General features: G+C 62.9%; 13 protein-coding genes. 7 read left to right on the top strand and 6 right to left on the bottom strand.

The genetic code is table 11. The annotated features are described in order from the left end of the window. Positions 1 to 7: 7 nt before the first annotated feature. From CTEST_RS07800 to recX, 3 genes are all read left to right on the top strand, one after another. Positions 8 to 223: a DUF3046 domain-containing protein gene (locus CTEST_RS07800; RefSeq protein ID WP_047253265.1), complete on the top strand. Its 216-nt coding sequence runs from the start codon at positions 8 to 10 to the stop codon at positions 221 to 223. Between the two features lie 236 nt (positions 224 to 459). Then, positions 460 to 1,587 (top strand): recombinase RecA, encoded by a 1,128-nt coding sequence (gene recA / locus CTEST_RS07795; protein WP_047254310.1) that lies wholly within the window; start codon positions 460 to 462, stop codon positions 1,585 to 1,587. A gap of 19 nt (positions 1,588 to 1,606) precedes the next feature. Beyond that, positions 1,607 to 2,194, top strand: coding sequence for a recombination regulator RecX (recX, locus tag CTEST_RS07790; RefSeq protein WP_047253264.1), 588 nt, complete (start codon positions 1,607 to 1,609; stop codon positions 2,192 to 2,194). A gap of 75 nt (positions 2,195 to 2,269) precedes the next feature. Here the strand turns inward: recX and CTEST_RS07785 are convergent, their stop codons facing one another. The 4 genes from CTEST_RS07785 to gluA are packed head-to-tail and all read right to left on the bottom strand — an operon-like array spanning position 2,270 to position 5,585. Further along, positions 2,270 to 3,208: an amino acid ABC transporter permease gene (locus tag CTEST_RS07785; protein ID WP_047253263.1), complete on the bottom strand. Its 939-nt coding sequence runs from the start codon at positions 3,206 to 3,208 to the stop codon at positions 2,270 to 2,272. After that, positions 3,208 to 3,894 (bottom strand): amino acid ABC transporter permease, encoded by a 687-nt coding sequence (locus CTEST_RS07780; protein WP_047253262.1) that lies wholly within the window; start codon positions 3,892 to 3,894, stop codon positions 3,208 to 3,210. The genes CTEST_RS07785 and CTEST_RS07780 overlap by 1 nt, the downstream gene beginning before the upstream one ends. 49 nt (positions 3,895 to 3,943) lie before the next feature. Beyond that, positions 3,944 to 4,825, bottom strand: coding sequence for a glutamate ABC transporter substrate-binding protein (locus tag CTEST_RS07775; RefSeq protein WP_047253261.1), 882 nt, complete (start codon positions 4,823 to 4,825; stop codon positions 3,944 to 3,946). Between the two features lie 31 nt (positions 4,826 to 4,856). Beyond that, positions 4,857 to 5,585 carry a glutamate ABC transporter ATP-binding protein GluA gene (gene gluA / locus CTEST_RS07770; RefSeq protein ID WP_144413316.1) on the bottom strand — a complete coding sequence of 243 codons (729 nt, stop codon included), beginning with the start codon at positions 5,583 to 5,585 and terminating at the stop codon, positions 4,857 to 4,859. Positions 5,586 to 5,886: 301 nt separating this feature from the next. Between gluA and miaB the strand changes: the two genes are divergently transcribed. Both miaB and CTEST_RS07760 read left to right on the top strand, forming a co-directional pair. After that, positions 5,887 to 7,374: a tRNA (N6-isopentenyl adenosine(37)-C2)-methylthiotransferase MiaB gene (miaB, locus tag CTEST_RS07765; RefSeq protein WP_144413248.1), complete on the top strand. Its 1,488-nt coding sequence runs from the start codon at positions 5,887 to 5,889 to the stop codon at positions 7,372 to 7,374. 11 nt (positions 7,375 to 7,385) lie between these two features. Beyond that, positions 7,386 to 8,069, top strand: coding sequence for an Rv2732c family membrane protein (locus CTEST_RS07760; protein ID WP_047253258.1), 684 nt, complete (start codon positions 7,386 to 7,388; stop codon positions 8,067 to 8,069). Here CTEST_RS07760 and CTEST_RS07755 read toward each other — a convergent pair. Continuing rightward, positions 8,066 to 9,124 (bottom strand): GNAT family N-acetyltransferase, encoded by a 1,059-nt coding sequence (locus tag CTEST_RS07755; RefSeq protein WP_144413247.1) that lies wholly within the window; start codon positions 9,122 to 9,124, stop codon positions 8,066 to 8,068. The two genes, CTEST_RS07760 and CTEST_RS07755, sit on opposite strands and share 4 nt — an antisense overlap. Continuing rightward, positions 9,124 to 10,482 (bottom strand): DUF349 domain-containing protein, encoded by a 1,359-nt coding sequence (locus CTEST_RS07750; protein WP_047253256.1) that lies wholly within the window; start codon positions 10,480 to 10,482, stop codon positions 9,124 to 9,126. Before CTEST_RS07750 ends, CTEST_RS07755 begins: the two co-directional genes overlap by 1 nt. 126 nt (positions 10,483 to 10,608) lie before the next feature. On the opposite strand from CTEST_RS07750, the gene CTEST_RS07745 reads away from it, so the two are divergent. After that, on the top strand, positions 10,609 to 11,211 hold the full coding sequence (locus tag CTEST_RS07745; protein ID WP_047254309.1) for a class III extradiol ring-cleavage dioxygenase family protein: 603 nt from the start codon (positions 10,609 to 10,611) through the stop codon (positions 11,209 to 11,211). Beyond that, on the top strand, positions 11,165 to 12,109 hold the full coding sequence (gene miaA, locus CTEST_RS07740) for a tRNA (adenosine(37)-N6)-dimethylallyltransferase MiaA (protein WP_047253255.1): 945 nt from the start codon (positions 11,165 to 11,167) through the stop codon (positions 12,107 to 12,109). Before CTEST_RS07745 ends, miaA begins: the two co-directional genes overlap by 47 nt. Position 12,110: the final 1 nt, after the last annotated feature.

Raw genomic sequence — 12,110 nt, 5'->3', positions numbered from 1 at the left:
CGGGGCCATGCGATTGACGGAGTTTCACCAATTGGTTGAGGACGAGTTTGGAAGCGTCCAGGGCAAATGGATTGTTCACTCCCACGTTCTCGCGGTCTATGGCAAAACTCCCGAGCAGCTCATCGAGGAGGGGGAGGACCTCCGCGCCGTGTGGCGTCAACTGTGTGAGGAGTTCGATGTCCCCGAGGAGCGTCGACTGGGGATAGATCGCCCCGGTTTCTAGGGATTTTTTCCCGCGCGGCGTGTTGCCCATTGAGTTCGAACAATTGTGCGTGTATGTTCGAAGTCGATGATCCGGGATGTCCGGGGATGGGACTAGCGTGTCCTCAAAGAACAAAGCTCAATGTGTGAGCTGCGGGAGCCGATTGTGTGAATTGAGAGTCTAACAAGAGTGTGGACCTCATTGAGCACGATGATCAGCTTGCGAACTCACCCAAACAATCAGAAGGAATGACCACCATGGCACCGAAGAAGAAAAATTCTGCTGCGGCCCCGGGCGCCGATCGCCAGAAGGCACTCGATTCCGCGTTGGCGATGATCGAGAAGGACTTTGGTAAGGGCGCTGTTATGCGCCTCGGTGATGAAAACCGCCCGCCGATCTCGGTGATCTCTTCGGGCAACACGGCTATCGATGTCGCTCTTGGTATCGGCGGTTTCCCGCGTGGCCGCATCGTCGAGGTCTATGGTCCGGAATCCTCCGGTAAGACCACCGTCGCGCTTCACGCTATTGCTCAGGCGCAAAAGGCCGGCGGCATCGCGGCTTTCATCGATGCTGAGCACGCGCTCGATCCGGATTACGCCAAGAAGCTCGGCGTGGACACGGACGCCCTGTTGGTGTCCCAGCCGGATACCGGCGAGCAGGCCCTGGAGATCGCGGACATGCTGGTCCGCTCCGGCGCCATCGACATCATCGTGATTGACTCGGTCGCCGCGTTGACCCCCAAGGCTGAGATCGAGGGTGATATGGGTGATAGCCACGTCGGCCTGCAGGCCCGCCTGATGAGCCAGGCGCTGCGCAAGATGACCGGCGCCCTGCACACCTCCAACACCACCGCCATTTTCATCAACCAGCTGCGTGAAAAGATCGGCGTGATGTTCGGCTCCCCGGAAACCACCACCGGTGGTAAGGCCCTCAAATTCTACTCCTCCGTGCGGTGTGATGTCCGGCGAATCCAGACCTTGAAGGACGGGCAGGATGCCATCGGCAACCGCACCCGACTCAAGGTGGTGAAGAACAAGGTGTCGCCGCCCTTCAAGATCGCTGAGTTCGACATTATGTATGGCGAGGGCATTTCCCGCGAGTCCTCCATCATCGATCTGGGTGTGGAAAACGGCATTGTGAAGAAGTCTGGTTCCTGGTTCACCTATGAGGGCGACCAGCTGGGCCAGGGCAAGGAGAAGGCCCGCCTGCTGCTCAAGGAGACCCCGGAATTGGCGGATGAAATCGAGCGCAAGATCTTTTCCAAGCTGGGAATCGGGCCCGATGCTGCCAATGGTGAAGGCACCGACCTCAGCGATGATCCGGTAGACATGGTCCCCAACGTCGATTTCGACGATGACGAGGATGCCACCGCAGCCGGAGAGTAAATAGGGGGAGGGGCTGCACATGAGGCAGGCTGACAAGCTCGAGCAGCTCCGCACTGCTCTGGAGGAGTACGCGGCCGGACATGGGCCGTCGCTGTTTGATTATGAGGCGGAGGAAGCCAAGGCCGCCGTGCGAAAGCGGGCGCTGGGGCTGCTCGACCAGCGGGCGCGTTCTCGCCATGAGCTCACTCAGCGGCTGCTACAGGCGGAGTTTCCCGCCGACGTCGTAGACAGTGTGGTGGACGATTTGGCAGAGGTCGGCCTCATCAACGACCAATTATTCGCATTCGAGTGGGTCCGGCAGCGCCATGCCCGCCGTGGGAAATCAACTCGCGTCCTCGAGCAGGAGCTCAGCGACAAAGGCGTCGACCCCGCCACTCGGACCGAAGCGCTCGCCCAGATCGACTCTGAGGATGAAGCCGCCATGGCACGAACGCTCGCGGCGAAGAAAGCCCGCAGCGTGAAACACGCTCCAGCGGACAGGGCGGAGCGTGACAAAACGCTGCGGCGGATCGTCGGCGTCCTAGCGCGGCGAGGATTCCCTCAGGGGATGAGCCTCAACATCGCGCGAGAGGCCCTTGAACACCGGATCGCCGAGCTGGAGGATTGACAAAGCCCGCTTCCCCGGTGAGGGGGAAGCGGGCTTGTGCGGGGGCGTCGATAAGCGCCGATAGGCTCTGTTGACCTACTGACCCGGGTTCTTGATCTCGACGTAGTCGGGATCGTGCCAGTCGACGTTGACGTTGTCCTTGGTGGCCAGACCCTGGTCGGGGAGCTCGGGAACCTTGGCCACGATGTTGCGACGAGCTCGGCCCGCACGGAGCTGGCGCTCGATGCGTTGGGCGAGGGCAGTCAGAGCCCAGTTGATGAGGATCATGATGATCGCCACGACGACGAGGGAAGCGAGGAAGTTCTGGTTCGCGGACGCCGACTGAATGCCGGAGCGAACGACCTCGACGTAGCCGATCTGGTAGCCCAGAGCGGAATCCTTCAGCGCGATGACCATCTGCGCGATCAGTGCCGGCAGCATGGCCGCGACGGCCTGCGGGAGCAGGATAAACCACATGGTCTGGCGGTGAGACATGCCGAGCGTGCGTGCTGCTTCAGTCTGGCCCTTGGGCAGGGAATTGATGCCGGAACGCAGGATCTCCGCGATGACGGAGCCGTTGTACATGGTCAGGCCGAAGACGACGGCTGCGAAGGCCAGCTGACGGGGTGCTACCAGGTTGTAGATGGCAAAGAGCTGGTAGGCGAAGATCATGAGCAGCAGCACCGGAATGGCGCGGAAAAACTCGACGATGACGGCACAGATCCACCGCAGCCACGTTTGCTCGGACAGGCGACCCAGGCCGAGAAGAACACCGAGGATGAGTGCGAGCAGGATGGAGGCAAAGGCGGCCTTCAACGTGCCCCACAGGCCAGGAAGGAGGTATGTCTTCCACGTCAGGGAGTCGAGGAACGGGCTCCATTTGGCGGCGGTGAGCTGACCGTTGGCCTGCAGAGTCCACAGGACCCACGCGAGGATTGCGATGGTGATGGCGGCGGTAGCAGCGGTGATGATCCGGTTGAGTTGCCGGCCGCGGGGGCCGGGGGCGTCGTACAGGACTGTTGCGCGTACAGACATTACTTCCTCACCGTCATTCGGGTGGAGAGTCGACCAATGGCCAGACCAGTGGGCAGTGTGAGGATGATGAATCCGAGTGCGAAGATGCCGAACACGACGAAGAGCATGTTGGCGTGCACCTCAATGGTGGACTTCATCAGCAGCGAGGCTTCGGCGACGCCGATGGCGGAGGCGATGGTCGTGTTCTTCGTCAACGCAATCAGTGTGTTGCCCAGCGGCACAATCGCGGCGCGGAAAGCTTGGGGGAAGATGATCTCTTTGAAAATCTGGGGGAACGTCAACCCGATGGATCGCGCGGCCTCCGCCTGACCAAAGTGCACCGTGTTGATGCCGGAGCGCAGGGACTCGGCGACGAAAGCTGAGGTGTAGATGATGAAGCCCAGCACCGCGAGACGGAAGTTGTTATCAACCAGGAAGGTGGAGGAGTCTCGGCTGGCCATCGCGAAGCCGAGGTTCTGGTACAGACCGAAGGAGCAGAACAAGATGATGAGCGTCAACGGGGTGTTGCGCACGATGTTGATGTAGAAGGACGCCATCCCGCGCAGCATTGCGACGGGGGAGACCCTCATGGCTGTGAGGATGGTGCCGAGGATCATTGATCCAATGGCGGAATACACGGTCAGCTGGATGGTGATCCAAAATGCTGGCCACAGCCGTGGGCCAAGATCAGCCCAGAGTTCGGTCATGAGGGTCTCCTCGGTGTCGACGCCCAGTTAGGGGCGTCACAGGGTGTGGTTAAGAGTTGAGGAAGGAAAGGTCGCCCGGGGTGCCGGGGGAGACCGCGTCCATTCCGCCGAGGTTCTTGTCCACGAGCTTGTCAAACTCGCCGGAGGAGTGCATCTCCTTGAGCGCTTCGTTGATGGCGGTGGTGCCCTCGGTGTCGTCCTTGGCCAAGCCGATGCCGTAGTACTCGTTGGTGAACGGCTGGCCGTCCTTCTCCATCTCGATGACCTTGAACTGGCCCGGAGCCTGAGCGGAGTAGCCCAGGAGGATGGTGGCGTCGGTGGTCATCGCGTCGATGTTGCCCTGGCGCAGTGCCTCAACACAGGATGAGTAGGTGTCGTACTCCTGGAGCTGAACACCGGGGAGGGCGTCCTTGACCTTCTGGGCCGGGGTGGAGCCGGTGACGGAGCAGAGGATCTTGCCGTCGAGGCTCTCGAGGTCGGTGATCTCGGTCTCGCCGTCGCGGACGAGCAGTGCCTGGTGGGTGACCAAGTAGGGGCCACCGAAGTTGACGGACTCGGAGCGACCCTTGTTGATGGAGTAGGTCGCGGCGATGAGGTCAACCTCACCGTTTTGGATGAGGGTTTCGCGCTGGGCGGAGGGGGTCTCGCGCCAGGTGACGTTGGGCTTCTCCCAGCCGTTCTTCTCGGCGATGTGGTCGACGACGTACTGGGAGACATCGACATCGAGGCCGGACATGGTGCCGTCCGGGTTACGAAGCCCCAGGCCAGGCTGATCGTACTTGGTGCCGATGGTGACTTCGCCGGCTTCGATGGCGCCGAGCATGCCATCACCGCCGCCGGAGGAGGAGCCCGAGCCACAGGCAGCGAGGGCGACGCCGGCGATAACGGTAGTGGAGACAAGAGCAGCGGTGCGGAAAATGGAGCGCTTCATGGTGGTAGTCCTTTGCTGTTATATGAGGTGATTAGTGAGAGAGGATCTTGCCCAGGAAGTCCTTGGCGCGATCGGTCTTCGGGTGGGAGAAGAAATCATCGGGGGTGGAGTCCTCGACGATGGCTCCGTCGGCCATGAACAGAACTCGATCGGCGGCCCGGCGGGCGAAGCCCATTTCGTGGGTGACCACGACCATGGTCATGCCATCTTTTGCCAAGCCCGCCATGACATCGAGGACCTCATTGACCATTTCGGGGTCGAGGGCGGACGTTGGTTCGTCGAACAGCATGATCTTGGGGTTCATCGCCAGCGCGCGGGCGATGGCCACGCGCTGCTGCTGTCCACCGGACAGCTGCGCCGGGTACTTATCCGACTGGTTGGCGATGCCGACCCGCTCCAGCAATTGCATGGCCCGCTCGGAGGCGGCGGCCTTCTTCATCTTCCGGACCTTCATGGGACCCAAGGTGACGTTGTCCTTGATGGTCAGGTGCGGGAAGAGGTTGAATTGCTGGAACACCATGCCAACGTCAGCGCGCAGCTTGGCCAGGTCTTTGCCCTCTTCAGGGAGGAGGACGCCGTCGATCTCGATGGTGCCCTGTTCGATGGGCTCGAGGCGGTTAATCGTGCGGCAGAGCGTGGACTTTCCAGAGCCGGACGGGCCGAGCACGACGACGACCTGGCCGCTGGGGATCTCCAGGTTGATGTCCTTGAGCGCCTGGAAATCGTCGAAGTACTTCTGCACGTCGCTCATCCGGATCATGGGGGTGTTGCCTGATCCTTCAGCCGTGACAGGTGTGTTCTGGGTCATATGAGAACTATAGGCCGATCGCGTAGCAAAATGAGCATTTTCCGCTAACGATTTTGCAACGTGGCAAATTTAGCTAAAGCCGCAATCTTCGCCCCATGGCTGATCCGATCAATCGAAGATCCGGGGGACCGGGCAACTCTCCAGTTGAGGGGGAATCTGTTCGGGAGTCGGGAGCAATTGGTAGCCGCCTGCCTGGGTACTAGAATGGCACCCCGTGGCGCAGCAGAACCTTTCAGTCCTTGATAATCACCCCGTGAGTGAACCCCGCACCTACGAGGTTCGTACCTTTGGGTGCCAGATGAACGTGCACGATTCCGAGCGGCTTTCCGGCCTCTTGGAGGAGGCGGGTTACGTCGCGGCGGAAGGTGAGGAGCCGGACCTCGTCGTTTTCAACACCTGTGCGGTCCGCGAGAATGCTGATGAGCGCCTTTATGGCACGTTGGGTCAGTTGCGTGCGACGAAGAAGGAACACCCCGGCATGCAAATTGCGGTGGGTGGCTGTCTCGCGCAGAAGGACCGCGACACGGTGATCACCAAGGCCCCGTGGGTCGATGTCGTCTTTGGTACGCACAACATCGGGTCCCTGCCTACCCTGTTGGAGCGCTCCCGGCACAACGACGCCGCCGAGGTGGAAATCGTCGAGGCCCTGGAGGCGTTTCCGTCGATCCTTCCGGCCAAGCGCGAGTCGGCTTATGCCGGGTGGGTGTCGGTGTCGGTGGGCTGTAATAACACGTGCACGTTCTGCATTGTGCCAAGTCTGCGAGGAAAGGAAGTTGACCGCCGTCCTGGCGATATCCTCGCCGAAGTACAGGCGCTGGTGGACCAAGGTGTTACCGAGGTGACGTTGCTCGGTCAGAACGTTAATGCCTACGGCGTGAACTTCGCCGATCCGGAGATTGAGCGTGATCGCAGCGCCTTTTCCAAGCTCTTGCGCGCCTGCGGCTCCATCGACGGTCTCGAGCGGTTGCGCTTTACTTCCCCGCATCCGGCTGAGTTCACCACTGACGTCATTGATGCCATGGCGGAAACGCCCAACATTTGTCCGCAGTTGCACATGCCGCTGCAGTCGGGTTCGGACAAGGTGTTGAAGGAGATGCGGCGTTCCTACCGCTCCAAGAAGTTCCTCGCGATCTTGGATGAGGTGCGTGCGAAGATTCCGCATGCCTCCATCACCACTGACATCATTGTTGGTTTCCCCGGTGAGACGGAGGAGGATTTTCAGGCCACCCTCGACGTTGTTGAGCAGGCTCGTTTCACCTCTGCTTATACCTTCCAGTACTCCCCGCGCCCCGGCACGCCTGCCGCGACCTACGCCGAGCAGGTGCCCAAGGAGGTTGTGCAGGAGCGCTTCGAGCGCCTCGTCGCCCTCCAGGAGCGGGTGTCGGCGGAGGGCAACCGCCAGCTCATCGGCACCGAGGTGGAGTTGCTGGTCCAAGAGGGGGGCCGCAAGAGCAACAAGACTCACCGGATGACGGGCCGGGCTCGCGACGGACGCCTCGTTCACTTCGTTCCTTCAGGAGCGCTCGATGGTGACATCCGCCCCGGCGACATGATCACGACCACCATCACGGGTTCCACCCCGTACTACTTGCTTGCCGACGCCGCTGTGCTCACCCACCGTCGCACCCTCGCGGGGGACATGTCGGCCTCCGGCCGAGTGCCCACCACCGCGCCGATCGGCGTCGGCTTGGGCCTCCCGCGCATCGGTGCCCCGGCCCCGGTGGAAAACCCGGCGGGCTAAGGTGGTTGACCATGAGTGAGAACACCCCCAGTAGCGAAGAAATCCGCGCTTCCGCCGCCACCGTGCGGGAGTTGGCGGCCGAGGAGAAGAAGGCCGCTCGGCGGATGCACCTGGGTAATCAGCAATACGCTCTGCTCGTTGCGCTGCTACTCTATGTTGTCGCCCTGCTCCTTCCGCAGGCGGGTGATGTTCGTGGCTATGAGGTCCTTATTCGCTCTTCGGCGGCAGCCGAGTCGGGGATCAAAATCACCGAGTACATCTACTCCACGTTGCTGTTTTTGGGGTTGGGCGTGTTCACCACGTTGACGCTGATTACTCGCCGGTCTGTTTTCGGTCTCATCGCCTGGATGTTTTGCACCGTCGGTTTCCCCTATTCCGTTCTGGCCATCTGGCTTCGGCAAACTCGAAGCAGCTCTGGGGACGGCGTGGACCTGTCCATCGGCATGTGGGTGTCCATCGTGGCCGTTGGACTCGCCTTCGTCGTTTATTGCCTGGTGGCGCTGCGTCGCGATGACCGCCAGCAGGATCTCGCTCAATCCCGCGCCTCCCAAACCGTCCTCGACGAGGTGGGGTATGCCCAGCGTTCAGCGATGGTGACCCACCAGCAGGACGCGGGTGACGCGAATCCTCTCCTTGAGGATGATCGCCGCCGTCGCGCCGCCGAGCGGCATCGCCGGAATAATCCCGAGGCTTAGAGGCGCCGCTCCCATCCGGAGCTGCCGCTGATAATGGTCCAGCGCAACAATTCATTGACCGCGATCATGGCGGCGTTGTCCACCGCGCAGGACGTGTAGACCCGCCGTGCTGCAGGAAACGTATTCGGTATTGCGTTGAGCAGTGTCCGCTTGAGATCCGCTGCCACGCCCCGACCGCGGGCCCGCGGGACGACGACGGTGAGGTCCTGTTCCAAAACGGAATCCTCGGAACCCGCGTGGTGGAGCACTTCCGTCAGACCGACGACGCCCTCCCCGTCGTGGGCGACAACCACCAAGGACCGACGCTGGGTGTCGATGAGGCGTGAGCGGGCGTCGAGAAGCCGTTGAGGGGTCCACTCGATGTCGGTGGCTTGGAGGCTGCCGTGGGGGATATCGGCGGCGGCAAGCTGCCGGAGCGTGATCACGTCATCGACCAAGGCGGCGGGGAAGTCCAGATCGGTCACCTCAGTAAACCGCAGCTCCGACTCCACCACCTCGGGCGTGACCTCGACATAGCCTTGAGCTTCGGCGAGCCCGAGCGAGTACCCGTCAGCTCGCAGTACCTCGGTGAACGGACCCGACCCGGGCTCCTCCGCAGGGGAGTGCAGCAGCCAGGTTTGAAGAACGCAACGGTGATGGCGCGCCGCGAAGCGAGTCGCCTCCGCCAACAATTCCTCCAGCACCGACGTCGCCTCGGGGGATAATTCCTCCCCGGGTAGGGGCTGGTGGGACGCGTCGAGGATGACCTCCACGTCGAGGACATCGCGGTCTTCGGTCAGCGGCAAGCCGAGGAGAAGGTAGCCGGACACCTCCCACTCCTCCTCCAGATCGTTGACTACCTGCAGGGGAGTGACCGGGGCCTCGACAAGCGCCAGTGCCACGGAATCGTAGACGGCCGATCCGCGCAGACGATGAGCCACCCTCTCCACTGACATTGAGGAGGCAGTGTCACCGGTGGTCTCTTGGGCCGCGAGGTTGGACATGAAGACGAGCTCGCGAAGGCCAGCGGCCGGTTCCATCCCTGGAACCGGCCGCGATAACTGAACGAAGGGCACTACTGGCTTTCCACGGCCTTCTGAGCAGTGTCAGCCCACTCCTGCCACTGGGCCGCCTGTTCGCGCAGCTTGGCGGCCTGAGAGGCCTTGCCGGCGGATTCAGCGGCCTCAGCCTGAGCGGTGAAGTCGGCGACCTTGGCGCGGAACTGATCCACCCGGGCCTGGGCTTCGGGGTCGGTGCGCTTCCACTTGGAATCCTCGGCCTGAGAAACGCGCTTTTCAATCGCGGCGATCTTGTCCTCATACTCCGCGACCTTGCCGCGCGGCACGAAGCCGATCTCATCCCACTTGTCCTGCAGCTCGCGCAGCTTGGTGCGAGCAGCCCCGAGGCCCTTGGCCGGATCAATCTGCCCGTCATACTCCGCGATGAGGGCATCCTTGGCGGCAGCGTTGGCGTCAAACTCTTTGTCACGCTCGGCGGTCTCCGCATTGCGAGCGTTGAAGAAGTGATCCTGCGCGCCCCGGAACGCATCCCACAGCTTGTCGTCCACCTCGCGGGGAGCGCGGCCAGCGGCCTTCCACTCCTTCATAAGATCGCGGAAGGCCCGGGCGGTGTCATTCCACTCAGTCGAGTTCTTTAACGCCTCGGCGCGTTCGACGAGGGCCTCCTTCGTGCGGCGAGCGGCGGCACGACCCCGATCGAGGTCGGCGAAGTGGGAGCCGCGGCGCCGGTTAAACGCGTCACGGGCGCGGGAGTAGCGCTTCCACAGAGCATCATCGGTCGAACGATCGATGCCGCGGATGGTCTTCCACTCTTCGAGGATGTCGCGCAGGCGATCGCCGGAAGCCTTCCACTCCGTGGAGTTCTCTGCCAGGTCCTCGGCCTCGGCGGCGAGTTTCTCCTTGTGCTCGATCGCCTTCTCGCGGCGACGCGCCTTCTCTGCTTTGGCCTGTTCACCGGCGGCCGCAGAGTGTTCCATGATGGTTTCCAGGCGCTTCTCCAAGCCCGCGAGGTCACCGATGACGGACGCCGTGGGCAGGGTGTCTCGCAACTGCGCGGCCTTTGCCTTGATGGAGGCCGCATCGTCCGGGTGAGCGTTGAGGCGGGATTCGAGCAGTTCCACTTCAGTGGCCAGGTCGTCGAAGCGGTGCCCGTAGTGCTCCAGGCCCTCGGCCGGGGTGCCGGCCTGCCAGGAACCGATCTCCCGCTCGCCCTCTGCGGTTCTGACAAACACGGTGCCGTCCTCCGCAACGCGACCCCACTTGGCGGGGTCATTCTTCGGCGGGACGGGCAGCGGGGCCGTCTGGCCAGCCGGACGCGGCGAGGGAGTCGGACGATTGCCCATGTGCGCTCCCGGGCGAGGTCCCGGCTTGGGCATGTTGCCGGGAGTGGGGGAAGGCGTAGGGGGAGTAGTCATGTTCGTTGTCTCTCTTCGTCGTTGTGCCGAGCGTCACGGCTGCCGGGGCACCCCACCAATCGGGTGCCCTATGTGCTGCACCTAACATACCGCGCGTGCCACAGGCGTGTCAGTAATATGTCCCTGATGACCCCGAACCTCCTTGTCATGCCTGCCAGTCCCGCCCTGGTGGCGGAGTTGTCCCCGCGCGATGCCGTCGGGGCCGCGCAGCTTGCCACGATCAGGGAGCTTGTTAGCGCTGTCCCGGCTGACCGGCCGATCGTCCTCGTCGGTAGCCACGACCCGCGGTGGGAAACGGGCTGCGTAGGTTCATTCCGGGCCTGGGGTGCCCCGCAGGTCACCGTGGGTAAAGGGCGTTTTCTGCCGGAGTTGGTCCAACGTTATGCGCTTGCCGAGAATGCTGCCCGGGTCGTCGCCGTGCGCGATACCCTCGGCCAGCCCGACCCGGAGGTGCTCACTATCGTCGCGGTGGATGGCAGCGCGGGGTTAACTCCGCGGGCGCCGTTGGCGCTGTTGGATGAGGCGCCGAAGGCGCACGAATGGTGCCGGGCGGTGCTCGGCGGTGAGGATGTCGCAGGGGTGATGGACGGGGCGTCGTTAAGCACGGCCGGGGTGATCGAGCCGGATCTGTGGCTGGAGTTGGCGGCGTTGTCTCCGCGGCACGCGCAGGTGCATTCTGCCGATGTCAGCCTTGGTGTGGGCCGTTTCGTGGCCGGATGGGAGCTGTAGCATGCAGCCGATAGCCGTGGTCGGGCCGACCGCGTCGGGCAAATCTGCGTTGGGAATCGCGCTGGCCGAGGCCCTGGGTGGGGAAATCGTCAACGTCGATTCGATGCAGCTGTACCGCGGCATGGACATCGGCACGGCCAAACTGAGCGTGGACGAACGCGCTGGCATTCCGCACCACCAACTCGATGTCTGGGAGGTCACGGAGACAGCGTCGGTAGCGCGCTACCAGGCTGATGCCGTGGCGGAAGTGGAAGCCATCATGGCCCGTGGACATGTGCCCATCCTCGTGGGCGGCTCCATGCTCTACGTCCAATCGCTCATCGATGACTGGCAATTTCCCCCCACCGACCCCGCAGTCCGAGCCCAGTGGGAACAGCGACTGGCTGAGATCGGTATCGACGCCCTGCACGCCGAGCTGGACCGGCAGGATCCCGCGGCGGCGGCCACCATCGAGGACAAAGACCCCCGCCGCACCGTCCGCGCCCTCGAAGTCATCGAGCTGACAGGGCAGCCTTTTCAGGCATCCCAGCCACCGAAGAACGCCCCACCCCGGTGGGGGACCCGCATCCTCGGGCTGCGTACCCATCCAGAATGGCTCAACCCACGCATTGACCTGCGCACGCGCTTGATGTTTGAGCAAGGCCTGGTAGCGGAGGTAGAAGGCTTGGTTGGGCAGGGCCTGGTGGCTGATTCGACGGCCGGCCGCGCCATCGGCTACGCCCAGGTGCTGGCCGCCATGGCAGGCGAACTGACCTGGGAGGACGCAGTCGAGCGGACTATTACTGGGACACGCCGCTATGTGCGCCGCCAGCGCTCCTGGTTCCACCGCGATCCGCGCGTGCACTGGCTCGACGCGGCTGACGATCCCGCCTCGCACGCACTAGAATTGCTGGGGTGAA

Origin of the sequence: Corynebacterium testudinoris (assembly GCF_001021045.1) — a bacterium.
Classification (GTDB): Bacteria; Actinomycetota; Actinomycetes; order Mycobacteriales; family Mycobacteriaceae; genus Corynebacterium; species Corynebacterium testudinoris.
This window is presented reverse-complemented; position numbering and strand designations above follow the sequence as displayed.